The sequence below is a fragment of the Hoeflea prorocentri genome (assembly GCF_027944115.1).
In the GTDB taxonomy this organism is placed as follows: domain Bacteria; phylum Pseudomonadota; class Alphaproteobacteria; order Rhizobiales; family Rhizobiaceae; genus Hoeflea_A; species Hoeflea_A prorocentri.
In genome coordinates, this window is record NZ_JAPJZI010000001.1 from 1,889,962 (window position 1) to 1,905,981 (window position 16,020).

Here is a 16,020-nt window from a genome sequence, read left to right on the forward strand (position 1 = left end):
TGCCGCCTTTATTTGCGCCTCGCTCCTTCGGCCGTGGAGCGGGCAGCGCGCCGAAACCGGCGCGCCACTTCGTTTATTCCGCCGCGTCCGGCAACTGCTCCGCATCCTGATCCAGCTCGGGATCGACACGGGTGTTTTCCAGTTCGACGTTAAGGCCGAGCGAACGCATTTCCTTGACGAGAACGTTGAAGCTCTCCGGAATGCCCGCCTCGAACGTATCGTCGCCACGGACGATCGCCTCGTAGACCTTGGTGCGTCCGGCCACGTCGTCGGATTTCACCGTCAGCATTTCCTGCAAGGTGTAGGCGGCGCCATAGGCTTCCAGCGCCCAGACTTCCATCTCACCGAAGCGCTGGCCGCCGAACTGGGCCTTACCGCCCAATGGCTGCTGCGTGACAAGCGAGTACGGACCGATCGAACGGGCGTGGATCTTGTCATCGACCAGGTGGTTGAGCTTCAGCATGTAGATGTAGCCAACCGTTACCTGACGGTCGAACTCCTCACCTGTACGTCCGTCATAGAGTGTCGACTGACCGGATTCCTGCAATCCGGCTTTTACCAGCATCTCGTTGACGTCGGCCTCGACGGCACCGTCGAAAACCGGGGTTGCGATGGACACGCCGCGCTTGGTCTGCTCGGCCAGACGAACGATGGAATCGTCGTCATATTTCGAGACCGGCTCGCCTTTTGGACCCGCTCCGATGACATCGTCAATCGTCTCGCGCAGAGGCTTGATATTGCCACCGTCCTTATAGGCTTCAAGCATATCGCCGATACGCTGGCCCATGCCGGCACAGGCCCAACCCAGGTGGGTTTCAAGGATCTGTCCGACATTCATGCGCGACGGCACGCCAAGCGGGTTGAGAACGATGTCGACATGCGTGCCGTCTTCGAGGAACGGCATGTCCTCGATCGGCACGATGCGCGAAATCACGCCCTTGTTGCCGTGACGTCCGGCCATCTTGTCGCCAGGCTGTACCTTGCGCTTAACGGCAACGAAGACCTTGACCATCTTCATGACGCCCGGAGGCATTTCGTCGCCGCGCTGGACCTTTTCGACCTTGTCCATAAAGCGCTGTTCAAGGCGCTTCTTGGATTCGTCATACTGGGCGCGCAGCGCTTCGATCTCGCCCTGCAGCTTCTCGGTGTCGACAGCAAACATCCACCACTGCGAGCGGGGATATTCCTGCATGACATCGGCATCCAGCTTGGTGCCTTTCTTGAAGCCCTTGGGTCCGGCCACAGCCTTCTTTCCGGACAGCATGTCGGAAAGACGGCCATAGACGTTGCGATCGAGGATTGCCTGCTCGTCGTCACGGTCTTTCGCCAGACGCTCGATTTCCTCACGCTCGATTGCCATCGCGCGTTCGTCTTTTTCGACGCCATGACGGTTGAACACGCGCACTTCAACGACGGTACCGAAGGTTCCGGGCGGCATGCGCATTGAGGTGTCACGAACATCGGACGCCTTCTCACCGAAGATGGCGCGCAGCAGTTTTTCTTCCGGCGTCATCGGGCTTTCGCCCTTCGGCGTGATCTTGCCGACAAGAATATCGCCCGGTGACACTTCCGCACCGATATAGACGATGCCTGCTTCGTCGAGGTTTTTCAGCGCTTCTTCCGATACGTTCGGAATATCGCGTGTAATCTCTTCCGGGCCGAGCTTGGTGTCGCGCGCCATCACCTCGAACTCGTCGATATGGATCGAGGTAAAGACGTCATCACGGACGATGCGCTCGGAAAGAAGGATCGAATCCTCGTAGTTGTAACCGTTCCACGGCATGAAGGCGACAAGCACGTTGCGGCCCAATGCCAGGTCGCCCAGGTCCGTCGACGGTCCGTCGGCGATGATATCGCCCTTCTGGATCTGATCGCCGACATTGACCAGCGGACGCTGGTTGATGCAGGTGTTCTGGTTCGAACGCTGGAACTTCTGCAGGGTGTAGATGTCGACGCCGGACTTGGACGGATCAAGTTCCTCCGTCGCGCGGATAACGATACGCGTTGCATCCACCTGGTCGACAACACCGGTCCGATAGGCTGCAATGGCAGCACCCGAGTCACGGGCCACGACCGGTTCCATACCGGTTCCGACAAACGGTGCCTCGGCGCGCACCAATGGTACGGCCTGACGCTGCATGTTCGATCCCATGAGCGCGCGGTTGGCGTCATCGTTCTCAAGGAACGGGATGAGCGCAGCGGCCACGGAAACAAGCTGCTTCGGAGATACGTCCATCAGGTCGACGGAGTCGCGCGGCGCCAGCATCACATCGCCTGCATAGCGGCAGACGACGAATTCATCGGCGAAAGAGCCATCCTTGTTCAGAATCGCATTGGCCTGGGCGACATGGTATTTCGCCTCTTCCATTGCCGACAGGTACATGACGTCATTGGTCACCTTGCCGTTGACGATACGCCGGTACGGGCTTTCGATGAAACCGTATTTGTTGACGCGGGCAAAGGTGGCCAGCGAGTTGATCAGGCCGATATTCGGGCCTTCCGGCGTCTCAATCGGACAGATGCGGCCGTAATGGGTCGGGTGCACGTCGCGCACCTCGAAGCCGGCGCGCTCACGTGTCAGACCGCCCGGCCCAAGAGCCGAAAGGCGACGCTTGTGCGTGATTTCCGACAGCGGGTTCACCTGGTCCATGAACTGCGAGAGCTGCGACGAGCCAAAGAACTCGCGAACAGCGGCGGCAGCCGGTTTGGCGTTGATGAGGTCCTGCGGCATCACCGTGTCGATCTCGATGGATGACATGCGCTCCTTGATGGCGCGCTCCATCCGCAGAAGACCGAGGCGATACTGGTTTTCCATCAGTTCGCCGACGGAGCGGACACGGCGGTTGCCAAGATTGTCGATATCGTCGATCTCGCCCTTGCCGTCGCGCAGTTCAACAAGCGTTTTGACCACAGCCAGGATGTCTTCCTTGCGAAGGACGCGCACGGTGTCTTCGGCATCGAGATCAAGACGCATGTTCATCTTGACGCGGCCGACGGAAGACAGGTCGTAACGCTCCGGATCGAAGAACAGCGAGGTGAACATGGCCTCGGCCGATTCCATTGTCGGTGGCTCACCCGGCCGCATGACACGGTAGATATCGAACAGCGCATCCTGCCGGTTTTCGTTCTTGTCGGCCGACAGTGTGTTGCGGATGTAACCACCCACATTCACATGATCGATATCGAGAACCGGGATTTCGTCAAAACCAGCCTCGATCAGCACCGGCAGCGTCTTTTCGTCAAGCTCGTCACCGGCTTCGAGGTAAATCTCGCCGGTTTCCATGTTGACGACATCACGCGCCAGATAGGAGCCGTAAAGATCCTCATCCGTGCATTTAAGAGCCTTGACGCCCTTCTCGTCGAGCTGACGCAGGAAACGCGGAGTCAGCTTCTTGCCGGCCTCGGCAATCACTTCGCCGCTATCGGCGTCGATGAGATCGGCAAGAGCTTTGGTGCCTTTCAGCACGTCTGGCTGGAACGGGATGCGCCAACCCTCGCCTTCGCGTGAATATGTCGAATGGCTGTAGAACGTATCGAGGATGTCCTCCGGATCCATGCCAAGCGCCATGAGGAGCGAGGTTGCGGGGATCTTGCGGCGGCGGTCGATACGGGCATGGACGATGTCCTTGGCGTCGAACTCAATGTCCAGCCAGGAACCGCGATAAGGAATGACACGGGCAGCAAAGAGCAGCTTGCCGGAGGAATGGCTCTTGCCCTTGTCGTGATCGAAGAAAACGCCGGGCGAACGGTGCATCTGGGACACGATAACGCGTTCGGTGCCGTTGACGATAAACGTGCCGTTGTCGGTCATCAGCGGCATATCGCCCATATAGACGTTCTGCTCCTTGATGTCCTTGATGGACTTGGCGCCGGTATCTTCATCAATATCAAACACGATAAGACGAAGCGTCACCTTCAGAGGCGCCGCGTAGGTCAGATCGCGCTGACGGCATTCCTCAACATCGAATTTCGGCGGTTCGAATTCATAGGATACGAATTCGAGCATCGAGGCGCCGGAGAAATCCGAAATCGGGAAGACGGATTTGAACACCGCCTGAAGACCTTCATCCGGACGTCCGCCCTCGGGCTCGTCGATCATTAGAAACTGGTCGTAAGACGCTTTTTGAACCTCAATCAGGTTCGGCATCTCGGCGACCTCGGGGATTTTCCCAAAAAACTTGCGTACGCGCCTGCGACCGTTAAACGAAAGGGTCTGAGCCATCGTCGCTCCTTGTGTTTTGCATCCGGGCCTGCAACTGACGAAGCCTCTGGCCAGGGGGCTTCGAATAAAGGGTCTTTGAGAACCCATTACCCAAGAGCCGTTTTCGGGCTCTTGGGTAATCGGTCCAACAGTTGGACAGCACCGAAGGCGGAGCCGACTAACGGCTCCGCCCCGATACGGTCAAACCGTTTATTTGAGCTCGACTTTGGCGCCAGCCTCTTCGAGCTTCTTCTTGATCTCCTCGGCTTCGGCCTTGGCAGCGCCTTCCTTGACCGGCTTCGGAGCGCCTTCGACGAGGTCTTTGGCTTCTTTCAGGCCAAGACCCGTGATGGCACGGACTTCCTTGATGACGTTGATTTTCTTGTCGCCTGCATCGGTCAGAACAACATCAAATTCGTCCTTTTCTTCCGCAGCGGCGGCATCGCCACCGGCACCACCAGCAGCAGCAACGGCTACCGGTGCAGCAGCCGAAACGCCCCAGTGCTCTTCGAGCATCTTGGACAGTTCTGCCGCTTCCAGGACAGTCAGGTTCGAAAGGTCTTCAACGATCTTTGCAAGATCAGCCATAATTCAGTTTCCTTACACGTTCGGTTCGAACTGGTATGAACAGCGAAGTTCCGCTAGGCGGCTTCGTCCTTCTGGGCGTAAGCGTTGACAACGCGTGCAAGCTGACCGGCGGGTGCGCCGACAACCTGTGCGATGCGCGTCGCCGGCGTGTTGATCATGCCGACAATCTTCGCACGCAGCTCGTCAATGGACGGCAGCGAGGCAAGCGCCTTCACACCGTTCACGTCGAGTTCCGTTGCTCCCATCGCTCCACCGAGAACCACGAGGTTGTCATGGGTCTTGGCGAAATCGACAGCCACTTTCGGAGCTGTGACAGGATCATCGCTGTAGGCGATAACCGTCTGTCCCTGAAAGAGATGTGTAATCCCTTCCGCTTCCGTGCCCTGAAGAGCAATTTTGACCAGGCGGTTCTTCGCGACTTTGACGGTGCCTCCGGCTTCACGCATACGCGAGCGAAGATCGCTCATCTGCGCAACCGAAAGACCGGCATAGTGGGCCACGACGACGGAACCTGTGGTCTTGAAGACCTCGTTCATAGCCGTGACGAATTCGCGTTTTTCCGCTCTTTCCACTGCCACTCTCCAGTTGACAGGTCCATTTTCGGTACCTGTCGGGTTTTGCCTTGCCACCTGGGGCCATTGGCGACCCGCAAGCGACGCTTGAGGATCCTGTCCCCTCGAGCCGGACCTCAAAGGCCGACACAAGGCAAAGAAGGCTCGAACCGAATGTCTGCGCACATTGCGAGAATTTCGGATCTTACCTGTCTCATGCGGGCCGGATGATTAAGGCGAACCACCCACAATCTCGGACAGGAGTTCCAGACCGTTGGGCCCAGAATTTTCCGGCCCGAAGGCCGGAAAACGCATCAGGCCGGCCAAAGCCGACCAGTTTCCGTTCAGCGTCAGGCAGATGCCAAGCTGGACGGATCAATTTTTACGCCGGCGCCCATGGTGGACGAAATCGCAACGCGCTTGACATAGTTGCCCTTCGCGCCGCTCGGCTTGGCTTTCATGACTGCATCGGTAAAGGCGCGAACGTTTTCCTCGATCGCCTTTTCATCAAACGATGCCTTGCCTACGCCGGCATGAACGATACCGGCCTTTTCAACACGAAACTCGACTGCGCCGCCCTTTGAGGCGTTCACAGCGGCTGTGACATCCGCGGTAACCGTGCCGACCTTCGGATTCGGCATCATGCCGCGCGGGCCGAGCACCTTACCGAGACGTCCGACCAGCGGCATCATGTCGGGCGTTGCAATGCAGCGGTCAAAATCAATCTCGCCACCCTGCACCTTTTCCACCAGCTCCTCAGCGCCGACAATATCGGCGCCTGCTGCCTTGGCTTCATCGGCTTTCGCATCGCGCGCAAAGACGGCGACACGAACCGAGCGGCCCGTGCCGTTCGGAAGATTGACGACGCCGCGGACCATCTGATCGGCATGGCGCGGATCAACGCCGAGGTTCATCGCAACTTCGATTGTCTCGTCGAACTTGGCGGTGGCGCGCTCCTTGACCAACGATACGGCTTCGCTCAGATCGTAAAGTTTGGTCGGCTCGATGCCGTCGCGGACCTTCTGTGTACGTTTTGCAAGTTTGACCATTGTCTTATCCCGTCACTTCCAGCCCCATGGAGCGGGCCGAACCCTCAACCATGGCCATTGCGCCTTCAACATCAGCAGCATTCAAATCTTTCATCTTCGCTTCGGCGATGGTGCGAACCTGCGCCTTGGTGATCGATCCTGCCGTTGTGCGGCCCGGCTCGCTTGAACCGGATTTCAGCTTTGCTTCCTTTTTCAGGTAGTAGCTGACAGGCGGCTGCTTCATCGTGAAGGTGAAGGACTTGTCCTGATAATATGTGATCACGCACGGGATCGGCGCGTTCTTCTCCATCTCCTGCGTGGCCGCGTTGAAGGCCTTACAGAATTCCATAATGTTGATGCCGCGCTGACCAAGCGCAGGACCGATCGGCGGCGACGGATTAGCGGCGCCTGCCGGGACCTGCAGCTTGAGCTGACCTGCAACTTTCTTAGCCATATCTCACTCTGCCTTTACATCAGAACCGCCGAGGCGGTCCGTTTCAATGTTTCCGGTCCGGTACAGAATCACCTGCATCCAGGGCCGGTTGCCGGAATATCCGGCGGCTGCGGTTGCGTGGTTCGAATAAAAAGGCCGGCTAAGCCTCTCGCATCTCCCACGCGGGGTGCAGGTCTCCCTGCCTTTAACTCAGACCTTCTCGACCTGAGCGTATTCCAACTCGACCGGGGTCGCGCGACCGAAGATGGACACTTCCACCTTGAGCCTCGAGCGCTCCTCATCGACTTCCTGAACGGTGCCCGAGAAAGACGCAAAGGGACCGTCGGAAACGCGGATCTGTTCACCGATCTCAAAGGAGATGGACGGCTTCGGCCGATCGACACCCTCCTGGATCTGAGTGAGGATCGCCTCGGCCTCCGAATCCGGGATCGGCACAGGTTTGTTGTCCGAACCGAGGAAACCGGTGACCTTCGGCGTATTCTTGATGAGGTGATAGGCCTCATCCGTAAGATCGGCCCGCACCATCACGTAGCCCGGAAAAAACTTGCGCTCCGAATCGACCTTGCGGCCGCGCCGGACTTCGACAACCTTTTCCGTCGGCACGAGGATTTTCTCGAACAAATGCTCCAGACCCTTGGCGCGCGCCTGCTCCTCGATGGACTCAGCCACCTTCTTCTCAAAATTCGAGTATGCGTGGACGATGTACCAACGCGCTGCCATTACCGTCTCCTGCCCGCACTAACCGCCAACATTCAAGACAAGCCCTACGAGCCAGCCCAGAAGTTGATCAGCCGCAAAGAAAAACGCTGCTGCCAGGATCACCATGACAAGAACCATCAGCGTAGAGATCATCGTCTCTCGCCGAGAGGGCCAAGTTACTTTCGACGTTTCGGCGCGTACTTGCTGCAGAAACGCAAATGGATTCGTTTTTGATGCCATGAGCCGCTCACGCATTTACGGCGCGTAAACAGGGCCGGCCAGCCCCACGCGCCGCGTGTCTGTTTTTTTCCTTAATAATCATCGATTTCAAAAACCACAAGAGTTTTATGAGGAAATGTTTCAATAATTGATGATCTCCGATCCGATGTCGGCGGATCCAAACAGACTTTAAAAAGATGGCAGGGGCAGAGAGGCTCGAACTCCCGACCTACGGTTTTGGAGACCGTCGCTCTACCAACTGAGCTATACCCCTATCGGCCGTGAGGCGGTTTAACTGCATTTGCCTTGCGGTTCAAGCGTCAAGTGACGCGCCGCTCCACAAATTTGATCCACTTGAACCGAATCAAAATGCGCCGGCTTCCCGGCGCATTCTGGTGTCTCTTTGAAGCCTCCCGTCAGAGGCAGCTTACGGCTTTACGCCACATCACTCCGTGATGCTTGCGACGATGCCGGCGCCGCGGCAAAACGCGCTTGCGCGCCTTTTGCCCACGTCAGGTGCGTCGGCAGCTTTCGGCTGCGCGCCGCATCACTCCGTAATGCTTGCGACGATGCCGGCGCCGACGGTACGGCCGCCTTCGCGGATGGCAAAGCGGAGCTTTTCTTCCATCGCAATCGGAACGATCAGCTCAACGTCAACCGTCACATTGTCGCCCGGCATAACCATCTCGGTGCCCTCTGGAAGCGTCACAACACCCGTCACATCCGTCGTGCGGAAGTAAAACTGAGGACGGTAGTTGGTAAAGAACGGCGTATGACGCCCACCCTCTTCCTTCGTCAGAATGTAAGCCTCAGCCTTGAACTTCGTGTGCGGCGTAACAGAACCCGGCTTGCAAAGAACCTGGCCACGCTCAACACCCTCACGGTCAACACCGCGAAGAAGTGCACCGATGTTGTCGCCGGCCTGACCCTGGTCAAGAAGCTTGCGGAACATCTCAACGCCCGTGCACGTCGTCTTCGTCGTGTCGCGGATGCCGACAATCTCAATCTCGTCACCGACATTGATGATGCCGCGCTCAACACGACCCGTCACAACCGTACCACGGCCCGAAATCGAGAACACATCCTCAATCGGCATCAGGAAAGGCTGGTCAATCGGACGCTCAGGCGTCGGAATGTACTCGTCAACCTGCGCCATCAGCTCACGAACGGCATCCTCGCCGATCTCCTTGTTGCTGTCTTCAAGAGCAGCAAGCGCAGAACCCTTGACGATCGGAATATCGTCGCCCGGGAACTCATAGGTGTCCAGAAGCTCACGCACTTCCATCTCGACAAGCTCAAGAAGCTCCTCGTCGTCAACCTGGTCAACCTTGTTGAGGAAAACAACAATCGCAGGAACACCAACCTGACGGGCAAGAAGAATGTGCTCGCGGGTCTGAGGCATCGGACCGTCGGCAGCCGATACAACCAGAATGGCGCCGTCCATCTGCGCAGCACCGGTGATCATGTTCTTCACATAGTCTGCGTGGCCAGGGCAGTCGACGTGCGCATAGTGACGGTTGTCCGTCTCATACTCAACGTGAGCCGTCGAAATCGTGATGCCGCGCGCGCGCTCTTCAGGCGCTCCGTCAATCTCATCATAAGCCTTGAAGTCGCCAAAGAACTTCGTAATCGCTGCCGTCAAAGACGTCTTGCCATGGTCAACATGACCAATCGTGCCGATGTTCACATGCGGCTTATTTCTCTCAAACTTGCCTTTCGCCATGATAGTCTAGTCCTGTCATACTCAAAGATTGCAATTAGGCGCTCAAGATCGGGCGCTCCCGGCGAAGCAACCCAGATGATCGAAGGCGACATAAGACTTTAAGCGTCTGGAAGCAAGACCAAATTGCCAACGGGCCGGCTGCGACACATTATCCAGTGATGAAACTTTCACGGGCAGCTGGAGCGGGTAGCGGGAATCGAACCCGCATATTCAGCTTGGAAGGCTGCTGCTCTACCATTGAGCTATACCCGCATCAGCCAGTGGGAAATGGTGGAGGGGGCTGGATTCGAACCAGCGTAGGCATAGCCAACGGATTTACAGTCCGCCCCTTTTAACCGCTCAGGCACCCCTCCAATTCCACTGACGGGGTCAAGTGACAAGCAATTGACCGATCCACCCGGAAACCCGCGGTGAATCTGCGCCGGGGTTATGACGGTACGGCCAGTTTCTGTCAACACGCATCCGCGTAAATTTTCCGGTTTATACCGCACTGGTAAATCCCGCTGCCCGATGGTTCACATTGCGCCTTGCCAGAATGGTGACCGGTTCTATAAGTGCGACGATGAACAACACGGACAAAGACAAGAAAGGCGAGCGCGACAGCCACTTTGCCAAACGGCGTCGGGCTTACCGGGATGCAAAGGCGGCGCGCGTCAAAACGGCTCCGACCGACAGCGTGCTGCTTTACGGTCTGCACACCGTTCGCGCCGCGATCCAGAATCCAAAACGCTCGATCAAGCGCATGTTGGTGACGCGCAATGCGCTGACGCGGCTCGATATCGGCGACGCGGACGCCCTGCCCTTTCCGGTGGAGACCGTCGCGCCGGCCGTCCTGGACAAGATGCTCTCCGGCGACGCCATCCATCAGGGCGTTGTCGTGGAAGCAAAGCCGCTTAAGGCTCGTCGCATCTCGGATCTGGGTGACAGCCCGCTTGTGCTTGTGCTTGATCAGGTCACCGATCCCCACAATGTCGGCGCGATCATGCGCTCTGCCGTGGCAATGGGCGCCGGTGCTTTGATTACCACCATGCGACACAGCCCTCAGGAAAGCGGCGTTCTGGCGAAGTCCGCCTCCGGCGCACTTGAACTCATCCCGCATATCCAGGTCGTCAATCTGGCCGAAGCAATTGAAGAACTGAATGGCAGCGGCTTCCTGACAATCGGGCTTGATTCGGAAGGCGATGAACAGCTTGAGGCGACATTCGGCGGCGACCGGATTGCCCTGGTTCTGGGCGCAGAGGGCAAGGGTCTACGCCAGAAGACGCGGCAGACCGTCGAGCGGCTGGCGCGACTGGATGTTCCAGGCGTCATCAAGTCATTAAATGTTTCCAACGCAGCAGCCGTGTCGCTTTATGCGGCCCACCGTTATCTGGAGCAGAATCAGGCCTACGGCACGTAACCGCGCGCCAGGACCGTCTGGCATTATTTGGGACCGGAGTTGATTTTCCTGGCAACTATGCGCACTCCTGAAACGCCTCCTTTTCAGGATTCACCTTTCGACCTCACAGTTGTCTGTCCAAAAAATCCCTGACCAACAGATTTCGTTCCCGGTTCATGTGCTCGCCATCGATTGACCCGAGCAGCCTTATGTACCTTAGGCCTGGAAGCACAACGGAAGCATCTGCAAAATTAAGATGCTCAGCCCCCGAGATCGTATAATCTTCATAGGTTTCATCCGCACCAGTTTTGGCGAAATCATTCCCTCCCTCATTGCGTTCGCTGTAGAGCATCAGATAAGGGACTTGTACTGGAACCTCGATGTTCGTTCCAAAAATTCCGCCGTCCAAGTTAACCGCGGCAGCGCATCGCGGATCAGCTTTACAAAACTCTGTGGCGACGGCGCCCCCAAGCGATAGCCCCACAATGCCAATTCTTTGATTGTCGGCGCATCGGCCTTCTGTACAACCAGGTATGTCCTTTAGGATGGAATCCAGGTTGTCGAGCACAAACCCTGTGTCTTTCGCCCGTCGTTTGACTATGACGGGTAGCGTATTGTTGTCCCGATAGACCTGCAAAGACACCGCCGAGCGTTCGTCCCGCTCAAGATCCTTTCCGCCCAGCTTTTTGAAGTTTTCTACTTCTTTGGCCTTTTCCTCATCCGACAGGTCATCATGAAGCAAGGCATATTCCCCCCGCTGATCCTTATGGCGAATGGCAATAATCACGTAGCCGTGGCTCGCCAGGGACTCCATCAGCAGAAAACTGTCTGATGCTATGGAAAGAAGCGCGTGATTATAGATCAGGACCGGTCGATCTGTGCCGCCAACCGCCATCGGCGGCGACAGAAATGAGTGTGTTTTCATGTTCTTCAGGTAAGCTGTGAAGAAACGTTCGATCGCAGAAAAATACTCCGCGCTGTTAAACTCGCTCCAAACGGTCTCGCGGCCGAATTCCTTCCCATCCTCGATTGCCGCTGGATACCACACCTTCAATTGAAGCCGCCGGATCTGCGCAGGGTCTCCGTCCGCGTCGCTATCGGGAATATATTCCCGATTTATGGTTACAACACCGGCTTTACCTGGACCATCGGGCGCCGGTAAAGTACGAACAGGCAAGCCAAGTGAAAGCACGGTAGACGTTGCAAGAAACAAGATTCCGACACCTGCACCGATAAAGCCAGCGGCACGTCCTGCTTCCCAGCCCAATAGCAGTTTGACCAGTAGAAAGCCGATCACGACAAACACCGGGATCATCTGCCAACGAAAGTGAAAAGCGACCAGGTGGATGCCAACGAGACCTGCTGCGAGGCTAACAAGAAATAGCAAAGCCGCGGAGTTCGACGTCGACGGGAAAACGGCCGCGATGATTGATGCAAGCGCAAGAGCGATAATGCCGATCTCTAAAGTGAAAACCACGTAATTTCACCATCTGCCGTATGTCAAAAAAATGCGTCGCGAAGCACCATGTTTGGTGGCGCGAGTTTCGATGCAACCCCTGCGACTTTTTGTCTGGCTACAACAACCAAAGATCATGCATCTCTGAGGCGCCGCCAAAGTGTCGAGACCGGACGTAACCGTTTATGGATACGCGCCTTTGCCTATTGCGCTGTCCACCCGCCATCCACCGGGATGGCGGTGCCGGTAATGTTGTGGGCGTGGCGATGACATAGCCAGACGGCCAATGATCCGATCTCCGACGGTTCGGACATGCGCAAGGTGGGCTGCTTTTCCTTCAGCAAATCGGCGATCCCGGCATCGCGGCCGCCACCCACGATCTGCGTTCGCGCGTCGATTTGCGGCTCGATCAATTCAGTCTCCGTCCATCCGGGGCAAATACAGTTGACGGTCACGCCGCCGGACACCCTGTCGCCACGGGATGCGTATTCAAGCGCCGACACACGCGATAGACCGACAATGCCGAACTTGGATGCCACATAAGGCGCCTTATCAACAGACGCCACGAGGCCGTGAACGGAAGCAATATTGACCACGCGGCCATATCCGCGCTCACCCATTGCCGGCATGGCAAGGCGCATGGTGTGAAAGGCCGCGCTCAAATTGACGGCCAGAATGGTGTCCCAGGTTTTACGATCCGCGTCGGCGAGCGATGCCGTACGCTGTACGCCTGCATTGTTGACCAGAATGTCGACACCGCCGCAACCCGCCGTATCCGCCATCATAGCTTCGATTGCGTCGGGGCTGCGCAGATCGGCATCGAAATAACGGATGTCCTGTGCGCCGGCATCCTGCAGCCGTTGTTTTGCTGCCTCCACAGTCTGTTTATCGGCCAGCCCGTGCAGTCCGATATGACAGCCGGCAGCGGCTAACGCTTCGGCGATTGCCAATCCAATCCCTTGTGTTGATCCCGTGATGAGGGCTGTCCTGCCTTCCAAAAACCGATCTGACATTTGGTTCTATTCCTCATTTTCCAGAAGGCGGCGCAGTTCGGTTTTCAGAACCTTGCCGTAGTTGTTCTTTGGGAGTGCATCAACGAAGCGATAGGTCTTGGGGCGTTTGAAACGCGCAATATTGTCGAGGCAATGCGCATCGAGCATCTCGGCGCTGACTTCGGCATCCCCTTGGGCGACTACAAAAGCCGCGACAATTTCACCCCATTCGGCGTGCCTTTGGCCGACAACGCTGATCTCGTGCACACCCGGTACAGCAAGAAGCACCTCTTCGATCTCTCGCGGGTAGATGTTTGTACCGCCGGAGATGATAACATCCTTGGAACGGTCCTTGAGGGTCAGAAAGCCCTCCTCATCGAGCGATCCCATATCACCCGTCCAAAGCCACCCATCGCGCAGGGTTTCACCGGTCGCAGACTGATTGTTCCAGTATCCGGCCATGACGGGAGACCCTTTGACGACGATCTCTCCTGTCTCACCGGCGGGTAACGAATGCCCGCTTTCATCGACAATGTGTACATCTACACAGGATTGGGCTGTCCCGACGGAGGCAAGCCGTTCGCGCCAGCGTGGGTGCGTCCGATCAGCAATCGTTTCGCGCGGCAGTGCGGTGATCGTCATGGGCGATTCGCCCTGCCCGTAGATCTGGCAGAACCGGGACCCGAGCACATCGACGGCTTCAACGATATCTTCCAGATACATCGGCCCGCCGCCATAGACGATGGTGCGCAACCCTTGCCCTGCCCGGCCTTGAACCTTGGCCTCTTCGACCAGCCTTTTGACCATGGTCGGCGCGGCGAAGATGTGAACGCTGCCCAGGTCTTTCGCCAGGTCGAGGATTTCTGCCGGATCAAACCCGGCCGATGCGGGCACCACGTGCCGCGCGCCCTTCATGACGTGCTGGAAGTTATAGATTCCCGCACCATGAGAAATCGGTGCTGCATAGAGTGCCGCGTCATCCGGGAAGACGTTGTCGACATCGACAAAGTACGAGAACGCCATGGCATGCAGATTGCCGTTGGTCAGCATCACGCCCTTGGGTTTGCCTGTTGTCCCGGATGTGTAAAAGAGCCAGGCCAGATCGTTTGCGTCACGCGAGACGGGCTCCTGCGTCTCAGAAGCCCGATACATGGCTTCGAACTCAGGTCCGCCGAGAGTGCGGATGCGAGCAAGCCCGGCTTGTGATATCTGCACCTCACCGCTGACACCGGCGTCGGCAAAGAGCAGCGTGGCACCGGCATTTTCAACAATCCATACCGCTTCGTTGACATGCAGTTTGGCATTGATCGGAACTGCCACGGCCCCGGCGTGCCAGATAGCGTAGAGCAGTTCGAGGTAGGCGGTGCTGTTTTTGGCAAATATCGCAACGCGATCACCCGGTACGATGCCTTCCTGTGCCGATAGATATCCAGCAATGGCCCGGCTTCTTCGGGCAAATTCCCGATAATCGGCGACAAGGCGCGTGCCCTGCATCAATGCCGGCCGATCCGGAAATAGCTGGGCCGTACGTTGCAGCCAGACCGCGAGATTCATCGATGCTATCCTCCTGCGGTGGTCATAATCGCACGTGCAGGCGGCTGCCAATCCGTATTTCTACGAGAAATAACGACAAAAAGACCGTCGGGTCCGCGGCATCTTTGCGGAGCCTGGTTCCCGTCGCAAAACTGATTGGGAATGGAAATGAATGGACCTAATGGTGCCCCCGGAGAGACTCGAACTCCCGACCCCCTGATTACAAATCAGGTGCTCTACCAACTGAGCTACAAGGGCAATGCGGTGCAATTAGCATAAAGTTTGCATGAGTAAAGTAAAATAAACGCAAAGACGTGCCTTTATGCGCATCATTGACACCAAGACCTTGTGAAATGCTGTGGTTCTGGCCATGTTATGGCCGTCACAACCGATTGAAAAAACACAATATGACCCGAAACCTTTCGTCCCTGTCCTTTATTTCAAGCGATACGGACAGTGCCCAGGAGGCCGCCCGGCACCTCGCCTCGCTCTACGGGCAGACAGACCCGAACGAAGCCGACGTGATCGTGGCGCTTGGCGGCGACGGCTTCATGCTGCAAACCCTCCACGACACGATGGCTTCGGGAAAGCTGATTTACGGCATGAACCAGGGATCGGTTGGATTCCTGCTCAATGAATACCGCGAGGAAGGCTTGCGCGAGCGGATTGCGGCTGCGGTCGAACACCACATTCGCCCGCTAGAGATGGTGGCGACGGATGCAGAAGGCAATTCGATCAGCGCCTATGCGATCAACGAAGTCTCACTTCTGCGTCAATCCTATCAGGCTGCCAAACTCAAAGTGCTGGTCGATGGCCGTGTTCGCCTTGAAGAACTCATATGCGACGGCCTCATGGTCGCAACGCCCGCCGGGTCCACCGCTTATAATCTTTCGGCGCATGGCCCAATTCTACCGCTTGAAGCGCCGTTACTGGCGCTGACACCGGTCAGTCCGTTTCGTCCGCGCCGCTGGCGCGGAGCGCTGTTGCCGAACCGGGTCACTGTGGAGATCGAAGTCCTTGAGGGCGACAAACGGCCGGTCAATGCGGTAGCCGACCACACGGAAGTCAAATCGGTTGGCTCGGTGATGATCCGCGAGACGAACAAGGTCACGGCCCGCATCCTGTCGGATCCCGATCACAGTTGGGACGACCGTATTCTCGCCGAACAATTTCTCTATTAATGTGCAACCCAAGGTAT

The 16,020-nt window shown here is 57.2% G+C and carries 13 protein-coding genes and 4 tRNA genes; 2 read left to right on the forward strand and 15 right to left on the reverse strand.

Annotation, left to right across the window (positions count from 1 at the left end; genetic code table 11):
- Positions 1 to 73 precede the first annotated feature (73 nt).
- The 11 genes from rpoB to OQ273_RS08885 form a co-directional block, all read right to left on the reverse strand.
- Positions 74 to 4,222 carry a DNA-directed RNA polymerase subunit beta gene (gene rpoB / locus OQ273_RS08835; protein ID WP_267990082.1) on the reverse strand — a complete coding sequence of 1,383 codons (4,149 nt, stop codon included), beginning with the start codon at positions 4,220 to 4,222 and terminating at the stop codon, positions 74 to 76.
- 189 nt (positions 4,223 to 4,411) lie between these two features.
- Positions 4,412 to 4,789, reverse strand: a complete 378-nt coding sequence (rplL, locus tag OQ273_RS08840) for a 50S ribosomal protein L7/L12 (protein WP_267990083.1) — start codon at positions 4,787 to 4,789, stop codon at positions 4,412 to 4,414.
- A gap of 53 nt (positions 4,790 to 4,842) precedes the next feature.
- Positions 4,843 to 5,361: a 50S ribosomal protein L10 gene (rplJ, locus tag OQ273_RS08845; protein WP_267990084.1), complete on the reverse strand. Its 519-nt coding sequence runs from the start codon at positions 5,359 to 5,361 to the stop codon at positions 4,843 to 4,845.
- Positions 5,362 to 5,690: 329 nt separating this feature from the next.
- Positions 5,691 to 6,389, reverse strand: a complete 699-nt coding sequence (gene rplA / locus OQ273_RS08850; RefSeq protein WP_267990085.1) for a 50S ribosomal protein L1 — start codon at positions 6,387 to 6,389, stop codon at positions 5,691 to 5,693.
- Between the two features lie 4 nt (positions 6,390 to 6,393).
- Complete coding sequence (gene rplK, locus OQ273_RS08855) at positions 6,394 to 6,822, reverse strand: 50S ribosomal protein L11 (protein ID WP_267990086.1); 429 nt, start codon at positions 6,820 to 6,822, stop codon at positions 6,394 to 6,396.
- A gap of 189 nt (positions 6,823 to 7,011) precedes the next feature.
- Complete coding sequence (gene nusG / locus OQ273_RS08860) at positions 7,012 to 7,542, reverse strand: transcription termination/antitermination protein NusG (protein ID WP_267990087.1); 531 nt, start codon at positions 7,540 to 7,542, stop codon at positions 7,012 to 7,014.
- An 18-nt stretch (positions 7,543 to 7,560) separates the two neighbouring features.
- Positions 7,561 to 7,761 (reverse strand): preprotein translocase subunit SecE, encoded by a 201-nt coding sequence (gene secE / locus OQ273_RS08865; RefSeq protein ID WP_267990088.1) that lies wholly within the window; start codon positions 7,759 to 7,761, stop codon positions 7,561 to 7,563.
- 177 nt (positions 7,762 to 7,938) lie between these two features.
- Positions 7,939 to 8,014 (reverse strand) — tRNA-Trp (locus OQ273_RS08870).
- Between the two features lie 273 nt (positions 8,015 to 8,287).
- Positions 8,288 to 9,463, reverse strand: coding sequence for an elongation factor Tu (gene tuf, locus OQ273_RS08875; protein WP_267990076.1), 1,176 nt, complete (start codon positions 9,461 to 9,463; stop codon positions 8,288 to 8,290).
- Between the two features lie 178 nt (positions 9,464 to 9,641).
- Positions 9,642 to 9,715, reverse strand: a tRNA-Gly gene (locus OQ273_RS08880).
- 16 nt (positions 9,716 to 9,731) lie between these two features.
- Positions 9,732 to 9,816, reverse strand: a tRNA-Tyr gene (locus tag OQ273_RS08885).
- 209 nt (positions 9,817 to 10,025) lie between these two features.
- On the opposite strand from OQ273_RS08885, the gene OQ273_RS08890 reads away from it, so the two are divergent.
- Positions 10,026 to 10,862: a TrmH family RNA methyltransferase gene (locus tag OQ273_RS08890; protein ID WP_267990089.1), complete on the forward strand. Its 837-nt coding sequence runs from the start codon at positions 10,026 to 10,028 to the stop codon at positions 10,860 to 10,862.
- A gap of 103 nt (positions 10,863 to 10,965) precedes the next feature.
- On the opposite strand, the gene OQ273_RS08895 is transcribed toward OQ273_RS08890, so the two are convergent.
- From OQ273_RS08895 to OQ273_RS08910, 4 genes are all read right to left on the reverse strand, one after another.
- Positions 10,966 to 12,318, reverse strand: coding sequence for an alpha/beta hydrolase (locus OQ273_RS08895; protein WP_267990090.1), 1,353 nt, complete (start codon positions 12,316 to 12,318; stop codon positions 10,966 to 10,968).
- 182 nt (positions 12,319 to 12,500) lie between these two features.
- On the reverse strand, positions 12,501 to 13,310 hold the full coding sequence (locus OQ273_RS08900) for a 3-hydroxybutyrate dehydrogenase (protein WP_267990091.1): 810 nt from the start codon (positions 13,308 to 13,310) through the stop codon (positions 12,501 to 12,503).
- Between the two features lie 6 nt (positions 13,311 to 13,316).
- Positions 13,317 to 14,843, reverse strand: coding sequence for an AMP-binding protein (locus tag OQ273_RS08905; protein ID WP_267990092.1), 1,527 nt, complete (start codon positions 14,841 to 14,843; stop codon positions 13,317 to 13,319).
- A 161-nt stretch (positions 14,844 to 15,004) separates the two neighbouring features.
- A tRNA-Thr gene (locus OQ273_RS08910) sits at positions 15,005 to 15,080 on the reverse strand.
- Between the two features lie 149 nt (positions 15,081 to 15,229).
- On the opposite strand from OQ273_RS08910, the gene OQ273_RS08915 reads away from it, so the two are divergent.
- A complete protein-coding gene (locus tag OQ273_RS08915; RefSeq protein WP_267990093.1) occupies positions 15,230 to 16,003 on the forward strand; it encodes an NAD kinase in 774 nt (257 codons plus the stop codon).
- The last annotated feature ends 17 nt before the right edge of the window (positions 16,004 to 16,020 follow it).

What these genes read in the sequence shown, in the direction of transcription:
- rpoB (WP_267990082.1), bottom strand. Translation starts at nt 4,222, where the DNA reads ATGGCTCAGACCCTTTCGTTTAACGGTCGCAGGCGCGTACGCAAGTTT.
- rplL (WP_267990083.1), bottom strand. Translation starts at nt 4,789, where the DNA reads ATGGCTGATCTTGCAAAGATCGTTGAAGACCTTTCGAACCTGACTGTC.
- rplA (WP_267990085.1), bottom strand. Translation starts at nt 6,389, where the DNA reads ATGGTCAAACTTGCAAAACGTACACAGAAGGTCCGCGACGGCATCGAG.
- rplK (WP_267990086.1), bottom strand. Translation starts at nt 6,822, where the DNA reads ATGGCTAAGAAAGTTGCAGGTCAGCTCAAGCTGCAGGTCCCGGCAGGC.
- nusG (WP_267990087.1), bottom strand. Translation starts at nt 7,542, where the DNA reads ATGGCAGCGCGTTGGTACATCGTCCACGCATACTCGAATTTTGAGAAG.
- secE (WP_267990088.1), bottom strand. Translation starts at nt 7,761, where the DNA reads ATGGCATCAAAAACGAATCCATTTGCGTTTCTGCAGCAAGTACGCGCC.
- tuf (WP_267990076.1), bottom strand. Translation starts at nt 9,463, where the DNA reads ATGGCGAAAGGCAAGTTTGAGAGAAATAAGCCGCATGTGAACATCGGC.
- OQ273_RS08890 (WP_267990089.1), top strand. Translation starts at nt 10,026, where the DNA reads ATGAACAACACGGACAAAGACAAGAAAGGCGAGCGCGACAGCCACTTT.
- OQ273_RS08900 (WP_267990091.1), bottom strand. Translation starts at nt 13,310, where the DNA reads ATGTCAGATCGGTTTTTGGAAGGCAGGACAGCCCTCATCACGGGATCA.
- OQ273_RS08905 (WP_267990092.1), bottom strand. Translation starts at nt 14,843, where the DNA reads ATGAATCTCGCGGTCTGGCTGCAACGTACGGCCCAGCTATTTCCGGAT.
- OQ273_RS08915 (WP_267990093.1), top strand. Translation starts at nt 15,230, where the DNA reads ATGACCCGAAACCTTTCGTCCCTGTCCTTTATTTCAAGCGATACGGAC.